This is a genomic window from Glaciimonas sp. OK215, from assembly GCF_057787885.1.
In genome coordinates this window covers 1,669,678-1,691,204 of sequence record NZ_CM173544.1, presented here as the reverse complement: position 1 = coordinate 1,691,204, position 21,527 = coordinate 1,669,678, and the positions used below count along the sequence as shown (strand labels likewise).

26 protein-coding genes are annotated in these 21,527 nt (G+C 55.1%); 17 read left to right on the top strand and 9 right to left on the bottom strand.

Annotated elements, in window-relative coordinates; all coding sequences use genetic code 11:
• Positions 1–68: 68 nt before the first annotated feature.
• The 3 genes from AC3CHX_RS07635 to AC3CHX_RS07625 form a co-directional block, all read right to left on the bottom strand.
• A complete protein-coding gene (locus tag AC3CHX_RS07635) occupies positions 69–770 on the bottom strand; it encodes a peptidoglycan DD-metalloendopeptidase family protein (protein WP_488643448.1) in 702 nt (233 codons plus the stop codon).
• Positions 771–864: 94 nt separating this feature from the next.
• Positions 865–1,299 carry a hypothetical protein gene (locus tag AC3CHX_RS07630; RefSeq protein ID WP_488643447.1) on the bottom strand — a complete coding sequence of 145 codons (435 nt, stop codon included), beginning with the start codon at positions 1,297–1,299 and terminating at the stop codon, positions 865–867.
• A 119-nt stretch (positions 1,300–1,418) separates the two neighbouring features.
• The gene (locus AC3CHX_RS07625; RefSeq protein ID WP_488643446.1) at positions 1,419–1,664 is read right to left on the bottom strand and encodes a hypothetical protein; all 246 of its coding nucleotides are present in this window, start codon (positions 1,662–1,664) and stop codon (positions 1,419–1,421) included.
• 286 nt (positions 1,665–1,950) lie between these two features.
• Between AC3CHX_RS07625 and AC3CHX_RS07620 the strand changes: the two genes are divergently transcribed.
• The 3 genes from AC3CHX_RS07620 (at position 1,951) to AC3CHX_RS07610 (ending at position 3,616) form a co-directional block, all read left to right on the top strand.
• Complete coding sequence (locus tag AC3CHX_RS07620) at positions 1,951–2,265, top strand: high-potential iron-sulfur protein (RefSeq protein ID WP_488643445.1); 315 nt, start codon at positions 1,951–1,953, stop codon at positions 2,263–2,265.
• A gap of 264 nt (positions 2,266–2,529) precedes the next feature.
• The gene (locus AC3CHX_RS07615) at positions 2,530–2,748 is read left to right on the top strand and encodes a hypothetical protein (protein ID WP_488643444.1); all 219 of its coding nucleotides are present in this window, start codon (positions 2,530–2,532) and stop codon (positions 2,746–2,748) included.
• Positions 2,749–3,298: 550 nt separating this feature from the next.
• A complete protein-coding gene (locus AC3CHX_RS07610) occupies positions 3,299–3,616 on the top strand; it encodes a DUF805 domain-containing protein (RefSeq protein WP_488643443.1) in 318 nt (105 codons plus the stop codon).
• A 165-nt stretch (positions 3,617–3,781) separates the two neighbouring features.
• On the opposite strand, the gene AC3CHX_RS07605 is transcribed toward AC3CHX_RS07610, so the two are convergent.
• The 4 genes from AC3CHX_RS07605 to AC3CHX_RS07590 all read right to left on the bottom strand — a co-directional run bounded on the left by AC3CHX_RS07605 (position 3,782) and on the right by AC3CHX_RS07590 (position 7,396).
• A complete protein-coding gene (locus AC3CHX_RS07605) occupies positions 3,782–4,351 on the bottom strand; it encodes a DUF4337 domain-containing protein (RefSeq protein ID WP_488643442.1) in 570 nt (189 codons plus the stop codon).
• A 221-nt stretch (positions 4,352–4,572) separates the two neighbouring features.
• On the bottom strand, positions 4,573–5,427 hold the full coding sequence (locus AC3CHX_RS07600) for an ABC transporter permease (protein ID WP_488630829.1): 855 nt from the start codon (positions 5,425–5,427) through the stop codon (positions 4,573–4,575).
• Between the two features lie 72 nt (positions 5,428–5,499).
• Positions 5,500–6,258, bottom strand: coding sequence for an ABC transporter ATP-binding protein (locus tag AC3CHX_RS07595; protein WP_488644759.1), 759 nt, complete (start codon positions 6,256–6,258; stop codon positions 5,500–5,502).
• A 112-nt stretch (positions 6,259–6,370) separates the two neighbouring features.
• Entirely contained in the window at positions 6,371–7,396 is a 1,026-nt protein-coding gene (locus tag AC3CHX_RS07590; protein ID WP_488643441.1) for an ABC transporter substrate-binding protein, read from the bottom strand.
• A gap of 212 nt (positions 7,397–7,608) precedes the next feature.
• Between AC3CHX_RS07590 and AC3CHX_RS07585 the strand changes: the two genes are divergently transcribed.
• The 8 genes from AC3CHX_RS07585 to AC3CHX_RS07550 all read left to right on the top strand — a co-directional run bounded on the left by AC3CHX_RS07585 (position 7,609) and on the right by AC3CHX_RS07550 (position 15,227).
• Complete coding sequence (locus AC3CHX_RS07585; RefSeq protein ID WP_488643440.1) at positions 7,609–8,283, top strand: response regulator; 675 nt, start codon at positions 7,609–7,611, stop codon at positions 8,281–8,283.
• Positions 8,273–9,679: a sensor histidine kinase gene (locus AC3CHX_RS07580; RefSeq protein WP_488643439.1), complete on the top strand. Its 1,407-nt coding sequence runs from the start codon at positions 8,273–8,275 to the stop codon at positions 9,677–9,679. Before AC3CHX_RS07585 ends, AC3CHX_RS07580 begins: the two co-directional genes overlap by 11 nt.
• 304 nt (positions 9,680–9,983) lie before the next feature.
• Entirely contained in the window at positions 9,984–11,123 is a 1,140-nt protein-coding gene (locus AC3CHX_RS07575) for a porin (RefSeq protein WP_488630827.1), read from the top strand.
• 363 nt (positions 11,124–11,486) lie between these two features.
• On the top strand, positions 11,487–12,008 hold the full coding sequence (locus tag AC3CHX_RS07570) for a DsbA family protein (RefSeq protein WP_488643438.1): 522 nt from the start codon (positions 11,487–11,489) through the stop codon (positions 12,006–12,008).
• Positions 12,009–12,016: 8 nt separating this feature from the next.
• Positions 12,017–13,198 carry a geranylgeranyl reductase family protein gene (locus AC3CHX_RS07565; protein WP_488643437.1) on the top strand — a complete coding sequence of 394 codons (1,182 nt, stop codon included), beginning with the start codon at positions 12,017–12,019 and terminating at the stop codon, positions 13,196–13,198.
• A complete protein-coding gene (locus tag AC3CHX_RS07560) occupies positions 13,153–13,527 on the top strand; it encodes a hypothetical protein (protein WP_488644976.1) in 375 nt (124 codons plus the stop codon). The genes AC3CHX_RS07565 and AC3CHX_RS07560 overlap by 46 nt, the downstream gene beginning before the upstream one ends.
• Complete coding sequence (locus AC3CHX_RS07555) at positions 13,409–14,557, top strand: D-alanyl-D-alanine carboxypeptidase family protein (RefSeq protein WP_488644758.1); 1,149 nt, start codon at positions 13,409–13,411, stop codon at positions 14,555–14,557. Before AC3CHX_RS07560 ends, AC3CHX_RS07555 begins: the two co-directional genes overlap by 119 nt.
• 337 nt (positions 14,558–14,894) lie before the next feature.
• The gene (locus AC3CHX_RS07550) at positions 14,895–15,227 is read left to right on the top strand and encodes a PXPV repeat protein (RefSeq protein ID WP_488643436.1); all 333 of its coding nucleotides are present in this window, start codon (positions 14,895–14,897) and stop codon (positions 15,225–15,227) included.
• Positions 15,228–15,356: 129 nt separating this feature from the next.
• Here AC3CHX_RS07550 and AC3CHX_RS07545 read toward each other — a convergent pair whose 3' ends face one another.
• Positions 15,357–15,560, bottom strand: a complete 204-nt coding sequence (locus AC3CHX_RS07545) for a hypothetical protein (protein WP_488643435.1) — start codon at positions 15,558–15,560, stop codon at positions 15,357–15,359.
• Between AC3CHX_RS07545 and AC3CHX_RS07540 the strand changes: the two genes are divergently transcribed.
• The 6 genes from AC3CHX_RS07540 to AC3CHX_RS07515 all read left to right on the top strand — a co-directional run bounded on the left by AC3CHX_RS07540 (position 15,561) and on the right by AC3CHX_RS07515 (position 20,237).
• A complete protein-coding gene (locus AC3CHX_RS07540; protein WP_488643434.1) occupies positions 15,561–16,412 on the top strand; it encodes an endonuclease/exonuclease/phosphatase family protein in 852 nt (283 codons plus the stop codon).
• A 270-nt stretch (positions 16,413–16,682) separates the two neighbouring features.
• Complete coding sequence (locus tag AC3CHX_RS07535) at positions 16,683–17,393, top strand: GntR family transcriptional regulator (RefSeq protein WP_488643433.1); 711 nt, start codon at positions 16,683–16,685, stop codon at positions 17,391–17,393.
• Position 17,394: 1 nt separating this feature from the next.
• Positions 17,395–18,174, top strand: coding sequence for a transporter substrate-binding domain-containing protein (locus AC3CHX_RS07530; protein ID WP_488643432.1), 780 nt, complete (start codon positions 17,395–17,397; stop codon positions 18,172–18,174).
• Between the two features lie 20 nt (positions 18,175–18,194).
• On the top strand, positions 18,195–18,875 hold the full coding sequence (locus AC3CHX_RS07525) for an amino acid ABC transporter permease (protein ID WP_488643431.1): 681 nt from the start codon (positions 18,195–18,197) through the stop codon (positions 18,873–18,875).
• Positions 18,872–19,528, top strand: a complete 657-nt coding sequence (locus tag AC3CHX_RS07520) for an amino acid ABC transporter permease (protein WP_488643430.1) — start codon at positions 18,872–18,874, stop codon at positions 19,526–19,528. Before AC3CHX_RS07525 ends, AC3CHX_RS07520 begins: the two co-directional genes overlap by 4 nt.
• Positions 19,509–20,237: an amino acid ABC transporter ATP-binding protein gene (locus tag AC3CHX_RS07515; RefSeq protein WP_488643429.1), complete on the top strand. Its 729-nt coding sequence runs from the start codon at positions 19,509–19,511 to the stop codon at positions 20,235–20,237. Before AC3CHX_RS07520 ends, AC3CHX_RS07515 begins: the two co-directional genes overlap by 20 nt.
• Before the next feature lie 74 nt (positions 20,238–20,311).
• Here AC3CHX_RS07515 and AC3CHX_RS07510 read toward each other — a convergent pair whose 3' ends face one another.
• On the bottom strand, positions 20,312–21,397 hold the full coding sequence (locus AC3CHX_RS07510) for a fatty acid desaturase (protein ID WP_488643428.1): 1,086 nt from the start codon (positions 21,395–21,397) through the stop codon (positions 20,312–20,314).
• Positions 21,398–21,527 lie beyond the last annotated feature (130 nt).

Sequence of the window (21,527 nt, the reverse complement as noted above, 5' to 3'; positions counted from 1 at the left end):
ATTCTCATCGCAAATCAAGGCTGGCAACAGGTCCAGTACTGCTATCGATCACCATCATCCATAGTCGTTTAATGACCGGGGAATATTCCAGATGGGTCAATAGGCTTGCCGTCACGGCGGATTTCAAAGTATAGCTTGACAGTACTACTATCGGATTTTCCCATTTCGGCAATTTGCTGGCCTTTACTGACCATCTGTCCTTCTTTTGCAAGAATCACCTTATTATGCGCGTACACGGACAGCAGACTGCCAGTATGTTTCACAATCACCAAATTACCATAGCCGCGTACACCGCCACCGGCATACATCACCTTGCCACTGGCCGCAGCCAGCACCGGCTGACCGCTCTTGCCGGCAATCTCGATACCCTTTTTACTTAAAGAAAAACTGCTGGTTTTCGCACCTTCCGTTGGCCACATCCAGTCGACACGGCTTTCCTCACCTGGCGACGACAGCGCTGCCGTAGTCTTGTCGACACGCTCGGCGCTCTTGACCCCACCGACATCAGCAGACGCATTCGGCGGCTCCACGCGCAACACCTGGCCTACCTCGATGCCGTTTATATCTTCCAGCTTATTCCAGGCAGCAATACTGCGATGATTTTGTCTAAACCTGCGCCCAATACTGTACAGCGTATCGCCTTTTTGTACAGAGTAGTAGCCGGGCGGTGCCGGCGTTCCTGCACTGCCAGCGCCGCTGCCGTTGGGCGTGCTACATGCGGCAAGCACCACTATCAGTATTCCTGAAACTGCCAAGCGATTTTTTTTCATTCTCTCATTTCATTTCACGGATTCGGAATACCGGAATCCGATATGAAACATTACGTCGCTCTAAGTTCCTTTGATTAACCAATCCAACGTCCGGTTATTTCGCAGGCGATGTGAGATCCCAGCGCGCCACGCCATTCTTCGCCATGCATACACCCGTGTCTGAATTCGCCATTCTGGCTGTACTACCAATCGAATACCGCTTTCCTTCAATCTGGCAATATTGCTTGACCGATGCTGCTGCCGTCGCTGTAGCAAATGGCTTGATTAGGAGATGCAGGCACAACCCGCTCACGCCCATCAATACGATCGTCCCCATTTGCAGCATCCACTTGCGGCGATTCGCCTCGCGATCTTTGGCGCTGCACGCGTTGCACCCTTTGTCGTCCAAAGCAGCGGGGGTTGTTTTGCCTGCTGACATCGAATTTTCACCGCGCATCTTCAAGTAGGCGGCATTACCGACGTTGCTTCCCTGATGTACGCATCCTGCGACGTCAGATGCCGCATCCCCATGAACTCTTGTATTACCCATAATTCCTCTGTATCCCCACCCAATTATTTAGTTATCTCGACCACATTTTCCACACTGTGAGCATGGCCGGCCTGACATTTCCATCATGTCTCGCCGCAAAAAACAAAAATCGTAACAGCTCACTCCTCAAGCGCGGTGATCACACCATCCAGAAAGCCATTTAAGCTCGGATTGTCGGTGCCGCTGCGCAACTCCAGAGCGAGTTCGTTCAGGTCGGCCAGAGCGGTAAAAAGCTGTGCCTTGCGTTCCGGCTTGAGTGACAGGCCCACTTCATAGCCAATATCGCGGCAGATCACCACGAACTCCGGATTCAAACTATCCGTCGGCATATCCGGGATTGGGGCCGGTGTGTTTGCGTCGGTCATGCTAGCTCCATCAATAAAGCCGGAAGTTTAGCAAAATGATGAGCGCATACGCACTTTTGCTTGGTGTTTATTGTGTTGTACCCACTCATTTATCCAGGTAAGCAGACAGCCGGCGACTCAGATTGGCGTCAGCCAGCCCATCGAAGTACAGATGCCAGCGCCTGGATAGCCATAAGTCGCGACGAAGGAATAAACAAATTCAAAAAAATGCGCGTTCGGATATGCCCGTGCTACGATTCCAGTCCACGGTAGAGGTACCGTAAAACTTGCCAAAAAAGGAACCCGCATGAGCAATCGTAGAATGTTTTTGAAAAGTTTATCCCAGATCGCGGCAGCATCGGCAATGGGCGCCACCATGACGGCGCGTGCCGAGTTACCAAAACTCGACGAGAAAGATCCGCAAGCGACCGCCCTCGGTTACACCCACGACTCAACCAAAGTCGACAAGGCCAAGTTCCCTAAGCATACCGTGGCGCAACAATGCAATAATTGCCAGCTTTTCCAGGGGAAAGTCTCCGATGCATGGGGTCCATGCGCGATCTTTGCCGGGAAACAGGTTTCTGCAAAAGGCTGGTGCAGCGCTTACACAAAAAAAGCTTAGTCGGGTTTTGACCAGGCGCTAAGCGTGATATGGATAGGCCTGGCCGGGCCAGGCCAGCATGCTGGGTTTGCTCACATGCTCTCGGCTGGCTAAATGTGCGTAACGCCACAAGCGCGACGCGAAATATAATGCAAACAATCGCGGCATTCTGCCCAGACGCCGCGCAAAATAAAAAAGACTCGGCGGACAAAAGACCCGCAGAAAATTATTCAAATCTGCTATTGTTACTGCGGATATTCCATCCTCAACCAACAGGAGACTCCTATGGATTTGGTAGATAAATTCGACGCCAAAGGCAAATCCGGTAGCAGCTATCACGTGCTCGTGTACCAGAGTCCGGTCACCGTGCCAAAAGCTAGCGGTGAAGTTGATGAACTGCTCGGCCCCAAAACTTACCAGCTTTCGGACGGACGCGCACTGCATCCGTTATCAGACACAAAGTTTGAAATTGTCCATACAAACGAAGAAATCTTCAGGATCTAACCCGCAGTAAAAGCCCGCAAGTCTTTCGCTGCGGGCTGGCAGCAACAGACAAGACCCGCGCTGCGGGCCTATCGATTTATCAAAGGAATATGGTGCCGATGATCGAGGCTATCGGCCAACCTGTGACGCCCAAGACACTCAGTGAAATACCATATCTCGACTTGAGTATGGTTAACAATAAGAGTGTGTGCAAATCGACAATGCGAAGAATACACACGCTATATGACGGCGATATGACCAAACCGCACCGTAAGCCGGGTACGGTCTGCCCGATTAAATGCAATTCAATCCTGCCACTTTTAACGCCTGAGATACCTTGTTGCGGCAGCAAGTCGGACATAAATATCTGGCACTCCTCCTTGAGATACCTTCCAAACACTCCCCAGTCGTCCTACGCGGCGAATCGCAAAACTTCTTCGCTCCGGCCAGTGCCACCCTGATGAAATGACGCACACAACATTTCCGCCATGGAATTTATCAGGTTTGCTATTATTGTCTCTGCAACAATATATTTACTCTGTTTAACGGCCAATAACTTACTGGAGTAACCATGACATTTTCCGAATCGATTAAAGTCTGCTTTTCAAAATATGCTGACTTTAACGGCCGTGCATCCAAAACTGAATACTGGTGGTTCTTCCTTTTTCTGATCCTCGCATCGCTTATCGTGTCTTACATCAGTCCGACACTCAGCGCCATCTTCTCGCTTGCAACGTTATTGCCGTCGCTTGCCGCTGCTTGTCGGCGTCTGCACGACTCGGATCGGAGCGGCTGGCTGCAGCTTCTGCTGCTTATTCCTATCCTTGGATGGATCGCGCTCGTCTATTTCCTCATTCAGGATCCGCAAGAGCCTAATCGATTTGCTTAAAGTATCAACAGAGTTTCCAACAAATACAAATAGCCCGCACCAAAAGGTTCGCGGGCTAAGCTAACCATTGCACAGAAATACGGCGCCAATGATCGTGGCAATTAAAATGCGCTTGTATTGATCAATACAAAAATACAATCAAAGATATTTTTGCGCATTTTTAGCCTAAAAAAAGGCGCTGCCCGAGCAGACAATTCCTATGCCTGCAGAAAGCAGCGAGCCCCATATCAACCAGCGCTTTCTGGTCAACACCGTAATCGCCGCCAACGCAACCGCAATTTGGATGAAAGTCAATCCAAGCGCCATCCGCTCATGCGGTTTCAGTTTCGCCTCGGAATCTTCACCAAGCTTGCGCGACTCGGCCTGGAGCTTCTCCGCTTCAGTTTTGATTTCCGCCTTCTGTAGCTCCTGCTTATCCCGGTCAGCAAGGAAACGCGCTTTCATTTCAGGCTTTTCGGCCAGGGCAGCCACGGCTTCGTCAAGGTGACTTTTGGTCGACTTTGACTGGTAAAAAGCCCATTGGTCGCTGGCCTCGGCCTGTTTCAGGATGCTTTGATTTTTCAAAAACATCGCTTCGTTTTGAGCAGTGCCGCTTTGATAGCTAATCAGTGCGCCGATGGTCGACAAAATGGCAGTCATCAGCGCGACTCTTTGGGCCAATCCGTCGCGTTCTCTTTCAACGGCCTCTTCAATTGCATGCTCATGCGGGCTGGGCACTTCGTATTCTTCTTCCATTAATTTTCTCTGATTGGGTTTACGATTGAAAAGAATTCAATGGTATCGCTTGATCATCGAGGCGATTGGTTTTTTATTGATAGCCACAACAGTGAATGGCAATAAGGTAACTGAAATTTTCCAATCTGATCAGTACTTTTAGCTTGCGAGCCCGCAGCAAAGACTGCGCACAAAAAAACGGCGCACCGAAATGCGCCGCAACCCTTAAAGCACAGAACAACTCAGAATGCAGCCGGACGCCATTTCAGCAAGCGCTTCTCGACTCTCAGCAGCAGATAATCCGCCGCCAATGCAACCACTGCCAGCACGATCATCGCGGCGAACACGCCGCTGGCGTTGAAAGCGCCTTGCGCCGTCGAGATCAGCAAGCCGATCCCCTGCTTGGAACCGAGGAACTCGCCCACCACCGCGCCCACGAGCGCAAAGCCGAAGCTGACATGCAGGCTGGCCAGAATCCAGCTCAGCGCGGAGGGAATCACCACCGACATCGTTACCTGACGCCGTGAGGCGCCCAGGATTTGCGCATTCGCAATCATGTAGCGATCCGCCTCGCGTACCCCCTGGAAGGCATTTGCAAACACCACAAAGAACACCATCACCACTGCCAGCGCCACTTTCGATGCCATGCCGAGACCTAGCGAGATCACAAAAATCGATCCCAGCACCACCCGGGGAATCGAGTTGGCGATCTGGATGTAAATACTGAACACGTCGGACAACAGCTTGTTGCGGCCCAGCAAAATACCGCAAATGACACCGCCTGCCGCGCCGATCAAAAAGCCGATCACCGTTTCTTCCAGCGTGACCATGACCTGCACCCACAGCGGCCCTTGCGAGGTCCCGTCGACGATCCAGTCATAGATCTGGATCACGATCAGGGACGGCTGGGAAAAGAAAAACGGATCGATCCAGTGCAATCGCGCGCCCAGCTCCCAACCGCCGAGGACGAATACCAGAATCGCGACGCGCAAGAACATCACCAGCCAATAGCGCAGCTTGATTTTCCGTTTGGCCGCCTGTTCGACCGTGGCCAGGCTGGCGGCGTTAAGCTGGTCGAGGGAGTGTGCTTGATTCATTTCATTACCTTGTGTGTATCTTCCACGTGTGAATAGTGTTGCGCGAGAGCAGCCGGTTTTCAACGCTTGCCTTCAGCTGATTTGTACTTCTTCCCGCAAATCCGCCCATATCTTGCGCGAAATATCGATGAACCCGGGTTCATAGCGCACCTCGGACATCACGCGCGGGCGCGGCAAGTCGATGTGGTAGACGCTCTTCATTGTCGCCGGGCGCGCCGTCAGCACATAGACCTTGTCGGCCAGCGCAATCGCCTCTTCCAGGTCATGGGTCACGAACACGACCGAACCGGACTGGGCAGACCATAGCTGCAGCAACTCGTCCTGCATCAAGGTCCGGGTCTGCATGTCCAGCGCGCTGAAGGGCTCGTCCATCAACAGAATTTCCGGGCTGTTGATAAAGGTTTGCGCGAGTGCGACACGCTTGCGCATGCCGCCGGAGAGTTGGTGCGGATAATGATTGCTGAACTTGTTGAGGCCAACCCGGCGTATCCATTGCTCTGCCAGCGCATAGGACTGGTCTTTCGGTTTGCCGCGGAACAGCGGACCGGCGGCGACGTTGTCGAGCACGCTGCGCCACGGGAACACGGCATCGCTCTGGAATACGAAACCGATGCGCGGGTCGATGCCGTTGACCACCTCGCCCATGATCCGGACTTCGCCGACCGTCGGCTTGAGCAGTCCGGTAATCAGGCCAAGCGTGGTCGACTTGCCGCAGCCGGTCGGCCCGACGATGGCGCAAAACTCGCCACGCGCCACGCTCATCGTGAAATCGCGCAATGCCACCGTCGCCGTGCCGTCCGGTGAAATGAAGCGGAGGGAGACGTTGCGCATTTCGATCGCCGGCGTATCGCGGGCAATCGGTGCAGTCGGCGCCGCCGTGGCAGAAATGACGGCGCTGTTTGAGGAGTGTGTCATTAAAATTTCTTTCGTTTGAAGCAGTGCATTACTTGCCCTGGGCGATGAACTCATTGGTATAGGTTTTGGACAAATCGATGTGCTTGCCCTTGACGTTCGGATTAAATCCCGACAGCACTTGCAATACGGTTTCCGGACCGCCGGCAGGCATCCTGCCATCGGGTGAAAACATCGGCAGGGAATTTTGCAGCGCCTGGACATACAAGGCCTTGTCATTGCCCTGGTAATCCTTCGGCATCTTGGCAGCGATCTCGGTCGCGCTATGGGTCTTGATGAACTTCAGCGTCTTGCCGAATGCGCGTGCCAGTTTGCCGGCCTCGGCCTTGTGGGTATCGAGCCACGCCCGCTGCACATACAGGCTGGAGGCCGGATACAGGCCGCCGAGCGCCTTCACCGTGCCATCGACCGTGCGCATGTCGACCAGCACCTGCGCCTCACCGGTTTTCAGCAGCTGCGAAACGGTAGGTTCGGTGGTCATGCCGGCGTCGATCCGCCCCTGCTTGATCGCCGCGATGAAGGAATTGTCGGCGCCGACCGGCAGCACCGAATATTGACTGGACGTGATGCCATGCTTCGCCGCCAGATACTGCGTCAGGAAGTTGGTCGACGAACCGAGGCCGGTCACGCCCAGGGTTTTGCCCTTGACATCGGCCATGCTCTTGAGCGTGCCGGCAGCCTTGGTCGACACCAGTTCGACTTCGCCCGGGACCTGGCCGAACACCACGATCGCCGTCACTTCCTTGCCCTTGGTTTGCAGATCGATCGAATGGTCATAGAACCCGACCACGGCCTGCACCGCACCCGCCAGCAGTTCGTTTTCGGCATCCACCCCGGCCGGCTGCGATTGCAGCTCAACGTCCAGTCCTTCGTCCTTGAAATAACCCAGCTGCTCAGTCAGTTTGGCCGGCAAATAGATCATCTTGGTGATGCCGCCCACCATGATGGTGATTTTTGCGGAGTCGGCAGCCATGGCCTGCGTCGGGGCAGCCAGTGCCGCCAGCATGACGGTCGATAGTGCAGTCGCGTTCATTGAACCGCGGATAAACTTACGCATTATTTATGTCTCCATTGTTTTGGGATTATGATCTGCAGCAAATCATATAATGGCTGCGATCTTCCTTCTTTATAGGACTTACCGCTTAAGTCCTACTTTATTACTTATCAACGCAGATGTATTCTAGGCGTGCGTATCTTTCATCCAGCTTACCAATTTTGCGTTTTTTAGTTTGCAGTGCAACATAAAAATTAAAACAGGACACCGGTTTCATGAAACTGCTTTTGATCGAAGACAATCCTCCGCTGGCGCTGTGGCTGACCAGGATACTGAAGGAAGAGAAATTTACCGTTGATGTTGCCGTCGATGGTGCCGCAGCGGATCAAGTGCTGCAAAGCGAAAACTATGATGCCGTATTACTCGATCTGATGCTGCCGAAGATGAATGGCAAACATGTATTGCGCCGACTGCGCGAGCGCCACAACAACGTGCCGGTGATGATTTTGACCGCGAGCGGCTCTATCGACGAAAAAGTCGATTGCCTCGGTAGCGGTGCCGATGATTATCTGGTCAAGCCGTTTGAAGTACGAGAACTGGTGGCGCGCATCAAGGCGCTGATCCGGCGTCAGAGTCCGGACAAGGCGACAGAAATGCATTGTGCCGACCTGGTATACAACAGCAACACGCGCCAGTTTTCGACTGAAGGAAAAATCCTGACCCTGCCGGCGCGCGAACACGACGTACTGGAAATACTGATGTTGAAACAGGGCAAAACCGTGTCCAAGACCGCCTTGGTCAACGGCATTTTCGGCCTCGGCGATGAGCCCAGCGCCGATGCGATCGAAATCTATGTGCATCGCTTGCGCAAAAAGCTGGAGCATTCCCAGGCTGCCATCATGACCCTGCGCGGACTCGGGTATTTACTCAAGAAAAGAGATGATAGTTAGTCTGCGCCTGCGCTTGCTGTTATGGCTGTTGATCCCGCTGACGCTGTATATCAGCGTCAGTACAACGTTCTCCTACCGTAGCGCGCAGCAGACCGCCGACCTGATTCAAGACCGCGCCTTGCTCACCTCGGCCCAGGTGATCGCCGGCGACATCAGCTGGCTGGAGGGCATGCCGCAAGCCAGCGTAGATCCGGCGGCGCTGGAGCTGTTTGCCTCGCCGCAGCAGGATCAGGTCTACTATCAGGTCATCACCAGCGATGGCCGGTTGCTGGCGGGACGCCCGGATTTTCCCGCTCTCATGCGCTTTTCTGAGAGCACGCCGCGATTTGCCACCGTTCAGTACGATCAGCAGACCATCCGTGTCGCCAGTCAGGTGCGGACCCTGTACAATGCCGGCTCCCAGTTGCATGTCGCAGTACAGGTCGGCCAAACCATGCGCGGCCACGATCTGATGGTGGCCGATCTGTGGCGACCGTCGTTGCATCGCCAGATCGCCATGTTAGTCCTGGCGATCGCCCTGGTGGTGGTTGGCCTGACGATGGAACTGCGCCCTATCATGCGCCTGAAAGATGAGCTGGCGATGCGCGATCCAATGTCGCTGTCGCCAATCAGGGCGGGTCGGCTGCAACGAGAATTGCGACCCTTTGCCGACGCCATCAACCAGTACATTCAGCGCCTCAATACCCAGGTCGCGGCGCAAAAGCGCTTTATTGCGGATGCGGCACATCAGCTGCGCACACCATTGACATTGATCGATTCGCAAATCCAGTTCGCGCGCCAAATGTCCGATCCAATCCGCTGCAGCGAGGTGCTGGAAGCGATGCAGGAAAGCAGCCGCAGCATGGCCGATCTGACCAATAAATTGCTGTTGCTGTCGCAAGCGGAGGCCGCCAACAGCAGCGCCTTCCTACGTCATCCGGTTGATCTGGTGGAGGTGATTGCAACAGTCCTGGAAGATATCGTCGATCTGGCGCAACGCAAGAATATCGACCTCGGCATTGACAGGCGGGTTCCGCATGCCTGGGTGATCGGCAACGAAGGACTGTTCACGGCCATGATCATGAATCTGGTGGATAACGCGATCCGCTATACAGCGCGGAATGGCAAGGTCACCGTCGGCGTCAGCATCAAACCTGCAATCAATGCCGCAGTCAATCCTGCCCAAATTGAAATCGTGGTCACGGATAATGGTCCCGGCATTCCGGCTGAAGTACGCGACCGTGTGTTCGAGCGCTTTTACCGTAACGCGGCACCGGGACAACACGGTACCGGATTGGGGCTGGCAATCGTCAAGGAAATAGTGCTGGCAGCCCAAGGCACAGTGACGCTTGGCGCAGGCCCACAGAATGTCGGGCTGACGGTGCTGGTGCAATTGCCGGCTTGCGATGCCGCCTAGCACCGGTTTGCCAGGCACTCGTCCGTGTAATTAGTTGCGACCAAGAATCAGCTGCGCCGTCTCTCCCGATATCAATATCCTCCTCTCCTTCGGTCAATTTTATTTGCCGCACGACCCCGGCCGCACCCGCACACAGTCCCAGTGCTCCGACTTTAAAAGTGTTGCGTAACTGCACAAAAACAACACAAAACTTGCGGTGATGAAAGCTGGAAGAAAGCTTCGCGCTTCTATACTCGGCACACCGTCGATCGGGCACATCGGTCGGCGCAATAAGCAAAATAACTTTCGCCACCAGGAGACAATTTTGAAAAAAACAGTACTCGCGCTAGCTAGTCTGGCCGCACTAGGATGCACCGGCACTGCGTTTGCGCAGTCGAATGTAACGATCTATGGTTTGATCGACGCCACCATCAGCACGGTCAACCATGCCGACAGCAACGGCGACCGCCTGACCAGCATTCCAGTCGCCTGGTTCAGCGGCAACCGCATCGGATTCAAGGGGCAGGAAGATCTCGGCAGCGGACTCAAGGCCATGTTCAAACTGGAAGCCGAATTCGTAGTCGGCACCGGTGAAATGGACACCCCGGGCGTCTTGTTTAACCGCGATGCCTGGGTCGGCATGCAAAGCGACGGCCTGGGCAGAGTGACACTGGGTCGCCAAAACACGCTGGCGCGCGATTTTGCGCAAGTCTACGGCGATGCGTATGGCACCGAAAAACTCGGCCTGGAAGAAGGCGGCTTCACCAACAATAACAACTTCAAGCAAATGATTTTCTACGCCGGCAGCGCTACCGGCACGCGTTACGACAATGGCGTGGTCTGGAAGAAAGTATTCGACAATGGTCTCGTGGCCGGCCTCGGTTATCAGTTTGGCGAAGTCGCCGGTGCGTTCTCGAATAACACCACCAAGTCTGCCGCGCTCGGCTACAACGGCAGCAATTTCACGGTTGCCAGCTTCTATAACGAAGCCGATGTCGGCAACTCGCTCGACAAGTCGACCGAAAAGAACAAGTCCTACTCGCTGGGCGGCAGCTATTTCCTGAACAGCCTGGTGCGCTTGAACACCGGCTATTTCCATTACACGGCAGAACAGGGCGCACTCGGCAAGCGTAAGGACAATGCCTATACCGTATCGGCCAAGTTCACGCCGCAAGGTCCGATGGATTACGAAATCGGCTATCAGGTCATGAAGGCCACGAATGCCGCTTTCAACGTGGCCGGCACCAGTACCCTGAACGCGTACTCGAATGCCAGCTTTTCAACCGCCACCGGAAGCGGCAAGAAAGCCACCCTGTTCGGCTCGGCCTTCTATCACTTGTCCAAGCGCACTGAGGTCTATGTGGCTGCCGATTACATGAAACTCACCGATGACTATCGTGTGGCCTCGACCAACGGTTTCAAGAACCAGACCGAGCTCGCGGTAGGCATGCGTACCCGTTTCTGACCTGTGGATTTATGATGTGACCACCATCCTGCAGATGGGTTTTTAGGTCGATGCGGCAACTTCTGCCGCATCGATTTTTTTTTGCCTTGCCCTGACGCATGCGGCGCACCGCCGCCTTGGCATGCTGCATCGATCCAGGCCCACTCTCCCCTGCCGGTATAAGACGCTGCCGGATGTTTTAACGTCGTGTTTTTTTTAAGTGGCAGCAGACAAAAAACATTTATCAAACCAGCGTAGTTGTGTGTTTTTACTTGTTAATTCTCATTATTGGTTTAATGTAAAGTAAGCCGATTACCGGCCCCGAAAAATGACGTGTGAAGCGCTTTGCCTTGATCACATTGGAGTGTTCAACAGGAGGATTTCATGCTATCGATGCCCGTATATCCAACCGATCATGTTCTCGGTCCGGCAAGCGCCAAGGTAACGGTAATCGAGTATGCCGATTTCGAATGCCCATACTGTCATCTGGCACAAGGGGCCGTGAAGATCATGCTGAACACTTACAGGAATAGGATCAGGTTTGTGTTCCGGCATTTTCCGCTGGTGGCCTTGCACCCGAATGCAGAACTTGCCGCCGAGGCGTCTGAAGCTGCGGGTGCTCAGAATAAATTCTGGCTCATGCACGATTTGCTGTTTGAACACCAGCACAAGCTGAAGATCAACGCGCTGAGGCAATACGCTGCCATGCTCGAACTTGACCTGGCCCGTTACGACTACGACATCAGCGATCATGTTTATCTGCAACGGGTACGCGAACATCGGGACGGCGCGCTAAAAAATCATATTCGATCAATGCCGGCATTTTTTGTGAATGCCGAATTGCAGGACGTGACTTTCGGCATGGACCGTTTGATGGTGGCGATCGACGCCAAACTGCGTGCCTAACCTTACTTATGAAGTCATTAGTCAATCCAGCCGACCGCATTTACGATGCGCTGATTGTCGGCGCCGGACCGGCTGGTTCGCATCTCGCTTATTTGCTGGCCGCACAGGGCTTGCAGGTGGCCATCATCGACAAAGCATCGTTCCCGCGCGAAAAAGTGTGTGGCGGCGGGCTGTCGGGAAAATCCATCGCGCTGCTCGGTTTCGACCTCGGATCAGTGCTCCACCAGTCCATCGACGGCGCCATCCTCACCTACGGGAATCGCGACGCGCTGATTAAGGATATGGATGCGCCAGCGGCCTGCACCGTAGTGCGCAGCGAATTCGACCAGTTGTTGCTTGACCGGGCCTGCGCATATGGGGTCCGTTTCCTGGCCGAAACGGCGTTTATCGATGCCAGCGAAACCACCGATTCGCTCAGCGTCAGAACCAGCGGCGGGGTCCTGCGCTGCCGCCTGCTGCTCGCCGCCGACGGTGCTGCCAGCACGGTACGCAGCAAGATTTTCGGCAAGGACGTGGTCGGTTACGTTCCCGCACTCGAAGCCCTGGTGCGCCCCGGCGACGATGCGCTGGCACGCTTCGGCCATCGTGCGGTATTCGATTTCGGCGCTATGCCGCGCGGTTATGGATGGATATTTCCCAAGCATGACCACTTCAACGTCGGCGTGTACTCGCCGTTCGGCGGTACCTCGCTGCGCAATCATCTGGACCGTTTTATCGCGGAATATGCCTGCCTGCAGCGACCTGCAAACGTCGCATACCAGGGCTACATCATTCCGCTCCACAACCAGCGCAATCTGTTCCAGCGAGGTCGGATCTGGCTGCTCGGCGACGCCGCCGGCCTGGCCGAAGCACTCTTCGGCGAAGGCATTTATTTCGCGTTAAAGAGCGCGACGCTGGCAGCCCGCGCCATCGAGAAAGACGGACTGCGCGCCGATTCGAAGCGCTACGCCCAACTCTTGCACCGAGAATTGCTACCCGAACTTCGTGCGGCGCGATGGATGGCCCGGCTCACCTATCGGTTTCCGAAGTTGACGTTCTCTCATCTCGTCCTCAATCAGCGTATCAACGATAATTTCGCCGGGTTGATCAGCGGCGAGATGAGTTATCGGCATTGCCTGGTCAAGACGCTCGCCAGCTTTCCGCGATGGCTTATGCCGAGCAGGCCATCCACGGATTCGCCGCCGCTATAAGCTCGCCATTCTGCAAGCTCAGCCTGCAAGTTGTTCAACGCCCGCCGAAAAGAAGTGGCGCTAAAAGCCTCGTCACGCTGGCTGCTGCCGGCGTTTTCGGGCACTATTTCAGTATTCAGCGAAAAAATGTTTCTTGCCGCGAACCCAGCACCTGGTTTTATCTAAGCAGCAGGCCCGGAGGAACACATGAAAAGAATTTCAGCGATCCATATCCTGAATTGTTTTGTATTCTCAACGGCTTGCGCGCAAACTCCGACAGCGCCCGTTTTGACCGCGAAATCCTGGCTGTTGCTCGATACCAGCAGCAATCACGTGCTCGCTTCACATGACGCCGACGTTCGGGTCGAACCTGCATCGATGGTTAAGTTGATGACCGGCTACCTGGCGTGTGCCGCCATCCAGGAAAAGAAAATCACCCTGAATCAAATGGTGAATGTGTCGACGCGGGCCTGGAAAGTCGATCGCGATGGTTCAAAGATGTTCATAGAACCGGGCAAACCGGTGAGCATTCAAGACCTGTTATACGGCCTTATCGTCCAATCCGGCAACGATGCGGCGGTCGCAATGGCTGAAGCAGTTTCCGGTTCAGAAGAATCCTTTGTCACCCAGATGAATGGCATGGCAGGCATCTTCGGTTTGAAAAATACGCACTTTGCCAACTCGCATGGACTACCGGATGCGGGCAACTATTCTACCGCGAGCGATCTGGCTACTTTAGCCACGCATGTGGTCGAAGATTATCCCGAGTGCTACAAGATCTACGCCACCAAAACATTCACCTACAACAAAATTACGCAACCCAATCGCAATCAATTGCTATCCCTGGATGCAAGCATTGACGGCATAAAGACCGGACACACCAACGCATCCGGGTATAGCCTGATTGCTTCCGCTAACAGGCCCAATGGAACTGGCAGCCGACGGCTTATCGCCGTCGTGCTGGGGGCCACGTCCGGGAACGCACGCACGCAAGAAAGTCAAAAGCTATTACATTGGGGTTATCAGAACTATGACACCATCAAGTTGTATGGGCACGGCGATACCCTGGCAACACCGGCGGTCTGGAAAGGCAAACAAAAACGGGTAAAAGCCGGATTCACCGAAGACCTCTATGTAACAGTGCCGAAAGGACAATCTAAAAAAATAAAACAGGTGGTTGAAATGAATAACCCGCTTCTTGCACCGATTGTCGTGGGAAACAAGCTTGGTCAAGTAAAGGTGATGGTCGACAATGCGGTTGTGCTTGCAAGGCCGATTGTGGCACTGGAAAATGTCGAGCAAGCCAACTTTTTCGCGCGGATCCTGGATGCCGCATGGCTTTGGCTTGGCAGTATTTTCGATCGCTTGACAAAGCACTAATTTATTCGATGCGGCAAGGATAATTTGTGCCAATCGCAGTGTCCCGGACTGCCTCCTGTCAACCGAACTTGCGCCTGATGCGTTATGGCGCTACTCTTCGACACCCTCATACCGACTACGTCAGCATGCTTGATGTACAAGAATAGCTAAACAGCAAATATGTTTTGCCAGCGCAAGTTGCTCCGGCAACTTTTTGAAAGCTGACTAAAGTGATTTTTACGTCAATTTTTCAGCGATTAAAACATTCTGTTACTGCTGTTACCGTATATAGGTAATGCGGCCTAAGAATTCGGCGTTTAATACCAACATTCGTACAAACATCCCAACAGGAAAAATCGTGAAAAAATATTTCGCAATTGCAGCAGGATTGATCGCAAGCGCAACCATGATGATGGCGGCAACACCGGCACTGGCCCACGTTGATGTCGGTATCAATATAGGCGTCCCAGGCGTCTTTGTAGCGCCAGCACCCGTCTACGTTCAGCCACGGCCGGTATACGTGCAACCAGCTCCTGTCTACGTTGAACAGCGTCCGGTCTACGTAGAGCGGGATCGGGAACAGGAATGGCATGAGCGCAGAATGCGTGCACGTCAATGGCGCGAAGAGCGGCATGATGATCGTGACGGACGTCATGGTGATCGCGATGGACGTCATGGCCGTGATGACTAAGTCGCCCCCAGTTCCTGTTATCTGCGTCGAATAATAAGAAATGCCCTGATTCTTCTCAGAACAGGGCATTTTTTTACGCCTTCATTTGACGCAAATTGGTTTCCGGGTGCGGCCGATCAGCACGCATGGCTAACGCACATCAGCTATAACTTGCCATTGCATTGCGCCGCCTTCGGTGGAGTGAACGCCAAATCCATCGAAACTTTGTGGCAATATTTGCATCAAAAAAAAAGCGAAGCCGGTCTTCATTAAGTTATCTTGGGCGCGGTCGAGCATGCGCTTAAAAGGACGACGCCGCGTGTTGCAATCCGGGCCAGACATTTCTGACGACATATGAAACTCATTACCTGGAATATCCAATGGGGGCGCGGGGCCGATGGCAGGGTCGATCTCGACCGGATTGTGGCGCACGCAAGCCGATTGGCGGACTTCGATGTGTTGTGCCTTCAGGAAGTCTCCGCCGGTTACGCCGAGCTGCCAGGTTGCGACGGGTGTGATCAGTTCCAGGGACTCGCCGACCGTCTTCCGGGCTATACCGCGATCGCCGGCGTGGCCACCGACACACCGCATCCCGGCGGCGGTCGCCGCACCTTCGGCAACATGATTTTTTCACGCCTCCCGGTGCTACAGGTGTTCCGCCATTTGTTGCCGTGGCCGGCTGACCCCGGCGTTGCCAGCATGCAACGAATCGCCTTGGAAGCGACTCTGGACACGGCATTTGGCTTGCTGCGCGTGACCACCACTCACCTCGAATACTATTCCAGCCGACAGCGTGCGGCCCAGGTAGAACGGTTGCGCGACTTGCATCGGGAAGCCGTCTCCCACGCGGTGAGCCAGCGGCCAGGCGACTTATCCGAAGGGCCATTCTTCTTTGTGCCCCGCGCTGCGGCATCGATCCTGACCGGTGACTTCAACTGTCTGCCGGAGTCGTCCGAACGCAAGCGGTTGCTAGCCGCGCTGGACGCTGCCACTCCGCCTTACCTGGACGCATGGGAAATCACCCATCCCGGCGAGCCGCATGCACCGACGGTAGGCATTTACGACAAGACACAATGGCCAGGTCCGCCCTTCACCTACGACTTTATCTTCGTAAGCGAGGACCTGGCGCCCCGGGCCAAAGAAATGCGACAGGACCCGACCAGTGACGCGTCTGACCACCAACCGATTCTGCTCGTGCTGGACTGAGTCCTGGCGCCAAGGACTTCTCAGAACTGGGAATCAATCTGAGCTGCGCTTCGAAAAATCCTGCCTCCGGCTTGCGCTGAAGCTATAGTCGATACCGCCGAATCGACACGTTTTCACACATACCAAAACAGTGCGTCCGCCCCCCCCCTTTTAGTGACAATTTTCCCGGCAGCCATGCCAATTTGGTGAATTTTGTACATCAATCTTGCATATCAGACTGATCCACCAGTCTCAGACGACACCTGGCACACGACTTGCTCATACCGCTGCATGACAGCCGACACGCCGACCAAATCATCGACCCACATTGCCCAGCGGATTACTGAAGCGATACTGGCGCAGAAACTCGCTCCGGGCACACGGCTGGGCGAGCAGCAACTGGCTGAGTTGTTTGGCGTCAGCCGGACTCAGATTCGCGAAGGGCTCACACGACTGGTGACACGCGGCCTCGTTACCGTCAGCGCACGTCGCGGATGGTATGTCATTGAGCCGACAGCGGACGATGCACGCGCTGCGTTCGAAGCGCGCCGGGTACTTGAGACCGGACTGCTGCGTTATGCACGGCCACTCAGCAAAGACGCAATTCGGCAGTTGCGCCGGCATGTCGAACGTGAACAGGCCGCGGTTGACGGCGACGATGCCGCGACACGAAGCTTTCTGCTTGGCGATTTCCATGTCTGTCTGTGTGAGTCGTTCGGCAATACTTTGTTGGCGGACACCCTGCGCGATCTCACTACGCGGACGACGCTGACAGCGATGCTGTATCAATCATCGCATCATGCCAGGCAGTCCTGCGCCGAACATGTCGGCATCGTCGCGGCACTGGAAAGCGGCAATCTGGTGCAGGCCGAACAACTGATGCATGCCCATTTATGCAATGTCGAGGCAGGTCTGAATCAATCTGTGCGCAGCGATCGGCTGTCGCCGCTACAACAGGCACTGGCGCCATTTTCAACATTCCCCCAGCTAAAGGAGTCTTAACATGAAATTTCCCAAAATTCTGCTCGCCCTGTTCGCCGCCGGCACACTGCTTGGCAGCACTGTGCGTGCCGATGCGCTCGATGACATTGTCAAAAGCGGCGTGCTGAAAGTCGCAGTGCCGCAGGACTTTCCACCATTCGGTTCGGTCACCAGCGACCTCAAGCCACAAGGCCTGGACATCGATGTCGCGACGTTGATTGCCAAGAAGATGGGGGTCAGGATTGCGCTGGTCCCGGTCACCAGCGCCAATCGGGTGCCCTACCTGCAAACCAGGAAAGTCGATCTGATTATTTCCAGCCTCGGTAAAAATCCGGAACGTGAAAAAGTCATCGCCTTCAGCGCGCCTTACGCGCCGTTCTACAACGGCGTATTTGGCAGTGCCGAGGAAAAAGTCAGCAGTGCCGCCGATCTGGCGGGCAAGACCGTGGGCGTCACCCGTGGTGCAGTCGAAGATCTGGAACTGACCAGGATCGCGCCCGCCAGCGCCACCATCAAGCGCTACGAAGACAACAACGGCACCATCAGCGCTTTCCTGTCGGGACAGGTGCAACTGGTGGCGACTGGCAATGTCGTTGCCGCTGCGATCATCGCCAGGAATCCGCCGAAAAAGCCGGAAACAAAATTCCTGATCAAGAATTCACCATGCTCGATCGGCCTCAACAAGGATGAGCAAAAGCTGCTCGACAAAGTCAATGCGATCCTGGCGGAAACCAAGAAAGACGGTGAATTGAACGCGCTGAGCGTGAAGTGGCTGGGCCTGCCGTTGCCGGCCAGTCTGTAACGGCAGTCCAAAACAAACACATGACTTACCACTTCGATTTTCTGGCGCCGTTTGACTACACCGGCGTGCTGATCAAGGGCGTGCTGGTCACGCTCGAATTGATCGCGATTGGCGGCGTGCTGGGTGTCGCCGTCGGCATCTGCGCGGCCTGGGCACGTACACAGGGGCCGCGCTGGTTGCGGCCTCTGGTCAGTGCTTATGTTGAGCTGATCCGCAACACGCCGTTTCTGATACAGCTGTTTTTCATCTTTTTCGGATTGCCGGGAATCGGCTTGCAAATCGGCGAGATGCAGGCGGCGCTGCTGGCGATGGTGATCAATCTGGGCGCGTATAGCAGCGAAATCATTCGTGCCGGCATCGCTGCAGTCGCGCGCGGCCAGATCGAGGCCGGATTGAGTCTGGCGATGACAAGAATGCAGATATTTCGTCACGTGATTCTGCCTCCGGCCTTGCAAAAAATCTGGCCTGCACTGTCCAGCCAGATGGTCATCGTGATGCTGGGTTCCGCCGTCTGTTCGCAAATTGCCGTGGAAGAACTGGCCTATGCGGCCAACTTCATCCAGGGCCGCAACTTCCGTTCGTTCGAATCGTATTTGCTGTCTACCGCGATCTATCTGGTGATGGCGATCGGCCTGCGCCAATTGTTACGGCTGATTGGCCACTGGCTTTTTGGCCGGCCTGCCGCGAGGAGAGCAGCATGATCTCATTCTCGCTGTGGGACATCGTCCGCAATCTGTTGCTGGCGCTGCGCTGGACCGTATTGCTGTCGCTGGCTTCGTTCGCACTTGGTGGCGTATTGGGGCTGATCGTCTTGTTTTTGCGAAATTCCAGGCAAGCCTGGCTGCGGCGCGCCACCAAAATCTACATCGAGTTGTTTCAAGGCACGCCGTTGCTGATGCAATTGTTCCTGGTCTTTTTCGGTCTGGCGCTATTTGGCCTGGAAGTGCCGTCCTGGCTCGCCGCCGGTTTGGCGTTGACTGGCTGGAGCAGCGCCTACCTGGCTGAAATCTGGCGTGGCTGCGTCGAGGCCATTCCGCGCGGCCAGTGGGAGGCATCATCCTGCCTGGCAATGAGCAACATACAGCAAATGCGCCACGTTATCCTGCCGCAAGCCTTGCGCATCGCGATTCCGCCTACCGTGGGTTTTAGCGTGCAAATCGTCAAGGGCACGGCCGTCACCTCGATCATCGGCTTCGTAGAACTGTCGAAAGCCGGCACCATGATCACCAACGCCACTTTTCAGCCGTTCACCGTGTATGCGCTGGTGGCGCTGATGTATTTTGCGTTGTGCTGGCCGCTGTCCAAATATAGTCAGTCTCTGGAAAGGAAATTGAATGCCACTCATCGCCATTGATAACGTTAAAAAAAGCTTCGGCGACAATCAGGTCCTGAACGGTATCCGGCTGGATGTCGAACCGGGTGAAGTCATTGCCATCATCGGCAAGAGCGGCTCCGGCAAGAGCACCTTGCTGCGCTGTATCAACGGCCTTGAAAGCATCGATGAAGGCAACATCAGCATCGCCGGCACCCATCTGGGCAAATCGGAGACCGAATTGCGTGCACTCCGCTTGAAGGTCGGCATGATCTTCCAGCAATTCAACCTGTTCCCGCATCTGACCGTCGGCCGCAACGTGATGCTGTCGCCGATGATCGTCAAGGGCGCAACAGAGAGCGCAGCCCGCAAGTCGGCACAGGAAAACCTGGCGCGCGTCGGTCTGTCCGAAAAATTTGACGCTTACCCGGATCAGTTATCCGGCGGTCAGCAACAGCGGGTAGCGATTGCTCGCGCGCTGACGATGCAGCCGCACGCGCTGTTGTGCGATGAAATTACCTCCGCACTAGACCCGGAACTGGTGAACGAGGTACTGAGCGTAGTGCGCGGCCTGGCGGAAGAAGGCATGACGCTGCTGATGGTGACCCATGAAATGCGGTTCGCCCGTGAAGTCTGTGATCGCGTGGTGTTTATGCACCAGGGAAAAGTGCAGGAAATTGGCCCGCCGGAGGAAATTTTTGCGCATCCCAAGACCTTGGAACTACAACAATTTCTAGGTGCCTCAACTTGAGTCTCTCCGGTAAGCAGAACTGATGCCCGCTGCATGCCGACATTTTGCAGTTTGCCGGCAGCGCGTTCAATCGGTCACACCACAAGTACCGGCTCGCTGGTCGGTTTCCCGTCAAAATCAGTCCACCAACGACGCTTGAAATCGTACAGCTTGCAGCGTCGTGCCGTGTCGAAATACCAGCGCCAGGAAAAGCGCTGGATCACGATGCGTCCCGGCAGCATGGTTTCCAGCACCTGCTGCGCCTGCTTCAGCCGATATAGCGGAATACTCATATCGACGTGATGCGCAGTATGTTCCATGATGTGATGCAACAGCGTCCCGATCCGATAGCGAAACGTCAGATGCACCGTGGTCGACACAAACGGCTGGGCTGCGGCCCAGACCTGCTTGTCCTGATACCAGGCGATGCCGACATGGGTGTGATGCACATAGACGACAAAACCAATCATCGCGTTCCAGAATAGAAACGGCAACACAAAGCCGGCCAGCAGCGTCAGCCACAGCGATTGAGCGGTAGCGCCGGCCGCTACCGCCAGCGCCGCGACCCAGATAACTGCCGCTACTGAAACCAGTAAACAATCCCAGAAAAACACCCGGCGGCGGGTCGGCATCCGGCTACCGCTGGGGAAGACCATGCGCAGCCCCCACATTTCGATCAGGTAATACAGCCACGGCGCCCAGCCGCTGCGATAGACGCGCTCCAGCCACTGGCGCCAGCGCGGCAAAGCTTGAAACTCTTCCAGCGAGCGCGGATGCCAGACAAAGTCGAAGCCCTTCAAATTGGTATACCCGTGATGCACCACGTTATGGCCGACATCCCACAAACTATACGGTGTCAGGGAAGGCAAGAACACCAGACGGCCGAGCCAGCGATTCAACTGTCGATGCGGCGTAAAGTTTTGATGGCAGGCATCGTGGCCGAGAATAAACAAGCGGCCGATGACGAAGCCGGCCAACAGGCCGAACAGCAATTTGACCAGCACATTCTGAAACCAGACCGTAGCCGCCAGCGCCAAGCCAAACAAAGCCAGATCGAGCGTCACCAGCAAGAGCGCGCGAGCGGTGCTGCGCCGAACTATCGGCAGCAACCAGGAACGAATGACTTTACGGTGCGGCATCGGCGCCTGCGGCGGCACCGGATCCGGCAGAAGTAGTTGCATGAAAGAACCTTTAATAAAGAAACAGCCCATGGCGGGTGGTGCGCGATGCCGGCAAAGGCAACGGCTAGGCCGGCAGATATTAAAACGGTTCTGACAGGGGAATATTGATGTCGATCAAGAAAACGCTGGA

Bases quoted from the DNA above. Each gene is read 5' to 3' on its own strand.
- AC3CHX_RS07635 (WP_488643448.1), bottom strand. From the start codon at position 770: ATGAAAAAAAATCGCTTGGCAGTTTCAGGAATACTGATAGTGGTGCTT.
- AC3CHX_RS07630 (WP_488643447.1), bottom strand. From the start codon at position 1,299: ATGGGTAATACAAGAGTTCATGGGGATGCGGCATCTGACGTCGCAGGA.
- AC3CHX_RS07625 (WP_488643446.1), bottom strand. From the start codon at position 1,664: ATGACCGACGCAAACACACCGGCCCCAATCCCGGATATGCCGACGGAT.
- AC3CHX_RS07620 (WP_488643445.1), top strand. From the start codon at position 1,951: ATGAGCAATCGTAGAATGTTTTTGAAAAGTTTATCCCAGATCGCGGCA.
- AC3CHX_RS07615 (WP_488643444.1), top strand. From the start codon at position 2,530: ATGGATTTGGTAGATAAATTCGACGCCAAAGGCAAATCCGGTAGCAGC.
- AC3CHX_RS07610 (WP_488643443.1), top strand. From the start codon at position 3,299: ATGACATTTTCCGAATCGATTAAAGTCTGCTTTTCAAAATATGCTGAC.
- AC3CHX_RS07605 (WP_488643442.1), bottom strand. From the start codon at position 4,351: ATGGAAGAAGAATACGAAGTGCCCAGCCCGCATGAGCATGCAATTGAA.
- AC3CHX_RS07600 (WP_488630829.1), bottom strand. From the start codon at position 5,427: ATGAATCAAGCACACTCCCTCGACCAGCTTAACGCCGCCAGCCTGGCC.
- AC3CHX_RS07595 (WP_488644759.1), bottom strand. From the start codon at position 6,258: ATGCGCAACGTCTCCCTCCGCTTCATTTCACCGGACGGCACGGCGACG.
- AC3CHX_RS07590 (WP_488643441.1), bottom strand. From the start codon at position 7,396: ATGCGTAAGTTTATCCGCGGTTCAATGAACGCGACTGCACTATCGACC.
- AC3CHX_RS07585 (WP_488643440.1), top strand. From the start codon at position 7,609: ATGAAACTGCTTTTGATCGAAGACAATCCTCCGCTGGCGCTGTGGCTG.
- AC3CHX_RS07580 (WP_488643439.1), top strand. From the start codon at position 8,273: ATGATAGTTAGTCTGCGCCTGCGCTTGCTGTTATGGCTGTTGATCCCG.
- AC3CHX_RS07570 (WP_488643438.1), top strand. From the start codon at position 11,487: ATGCTATCGATGCCCGTATATCCAACCGATCATGTTCTCGGTCCGGCA.
- AC3CHX_RS07565 (WP_488643437.1), top strand. From the start codon at position 12,017: ATGAAGTCATTAGTCAATCCAGCCGACCGCATTTACGATGCGCTGATT.
- AC3CHX_RS07560 (WP_488644976.1), top strand. From the start codon at position 13,153: ATGGCTTATGCCGAGCAGGCCATCCACGGATTCGCCGCCGCTATAAGC.
- AC3CHX_RS07545 (WP_488643435.1), bottom strand. From the start codon at position 15,560: ATGTCGTCAGAAATGTCTGGCCCGGATTGCAACACGCGGCGTCGTCCT.
- AC3CHX_RS07540 (WP_488643434.1), top strand. From the start codon at position 15,561: ATGAAACTCATTACCTGGAATATCCAATGGGGGCGCGGGGCCGATGGC.
- AC3CHX_RS07535 (WP_488643433.1), top strand. From the start codon at position 16,683: ATGACAGCCGACACGCCGACCAAATCATCGACCCACATTGCCCAGCGG.
- AC3CHX_RS07530 (WP_488643432.1), top strand. From the start codon at position 17,395: ATGAAATTTCCCAAAATTCTGCTCGCCCTGTTCGCCGCCGGCACACTG.
- AC3CHX_RS07525 (WP_488643431.1), top strand. From the start codon at position 18,195: ATGACTTACCACTTCGATTTTCTGGCGCCGTTTGACTACACCGGCGTG.
- AC3CHX_RS07520 (WP_488643430.1), top strand. From the start codon at position 18,872: ATGATCTCATTCTCGCTGTGGGACATCGTCCGCAATCTGTTGCTGGCG.
- AC3CHX_RS07515 (WP_488643429.1), top strand. From the start codon at position 19,509: ATGCCACTCATCGCCATTGATAACGTTAAAAAAAGCTTCGGCGACAAT.
- AC3CHX_RS07510 (WP_488643428.1), bottom strand. From the start codon at position 21,397: ATGCAACTACTTCTGCCGGATCCGGTGCCGCCGCAGGCGCCGATGCCG.